We start from the raw sequence: 773 nt of genomic DNA, 5'->3' as shown, positions 1-773 counted from the left end.
CAGCTGCGCACCATGGCCGACGCGCCGGACCAGCAGGGTGTGGCCGCGGACCTGATCCGGCAGGCCGCGGACCGCTCCGAGTCGGTCGCGTCGTGGCTGGACAACCGGGACCCGGGCTCACTGCTGGACGAAGTGAAGTCCTTCGCCCGCCAGCGCCCCGGCACCTTCCTGCTCCTGGCGGCAGGCGCGGGCCTGCTTGCCGGGCGCCTGGGCCGCAGCCTGCAAGCCGGCGCCCCCGCGACGGGAACCGGCGCAGGATACGCGGGCACAGTTCCGCCATACCCCGTCCAGCCGCCGGTCACCGAAAGCAGCCTTGACGCCGGGGTCGGCACACCGCTCTATGACCAGGCCGGCCTGGGAGAACCCGCCTACACCCAGCCGGCCTACGGCGAGCCGACTTACGGGGAACAGCCCGGCGGCCAGCCCGCCTACGGCCAGCCCGCGTACGGTGAACCAGCCTACGGAGAACCCGCCACCGGCCAGCCCGCCTACGGCGAACCGGGTTATGGCGAACCAGGGTACGGCGAGCCGAGGCGCCGGGATACTGATGATACCGAGGGTGGGGGTCGTCCCCTGTGAGCAGCCAGATACCTGATCTCCCTCCCACGGAGGCGCACGCGAAGGCCGACACTACTTCCCTTGGTGATCTCCTCGGCGAGGTCACCCGGGACCTGTCCACCCTGATCCGGCAGGAAATCGAACTCGCCAAAGCCGAACTCAAACAGTCCGGCACCCGCGCCGGCAAGGGCGGCGGCATGCTCGCCGGCGCCGGC

At 71.5% G+C, this 773-nt stretch carries 1 protein-coding gene and 1 pseudogene; both read left to right on the top strand.

Annotated elements, in window-relative coordinates; all coding sequences use genetic code 11:
- Positions 1 to 579: pseudogene (locus DBZ45_RS23135) on the top strand (hypothetical protein); the annotation flags it as partial.
- Positions 576 to 773: phage holin family protein (locus tag DBZ45_RS04090; protein ID WP_146617429.1), on the top strand; the 198-nt coding region annotated here is incomplete at its 3' end. The pseudogene DBZ45_RS23135 and the gene DBZ45_RS04090, both read left to right, overlap by 4 nt.

The organism is Arthrobacter globiformis (assembly GCF_003261175.1).
In the GTDB taxonomy this organism is placed as follows: domain Bacteria; phylum Actinomycetota; class Actinomycetes; order Actinomycetales; family Micrococcaceae; genus Arthrobacter; species Arthrobacter globiformis_A.
This window is presented reverse-complemented; position numbering and strand designations above follow the sequence as displayed.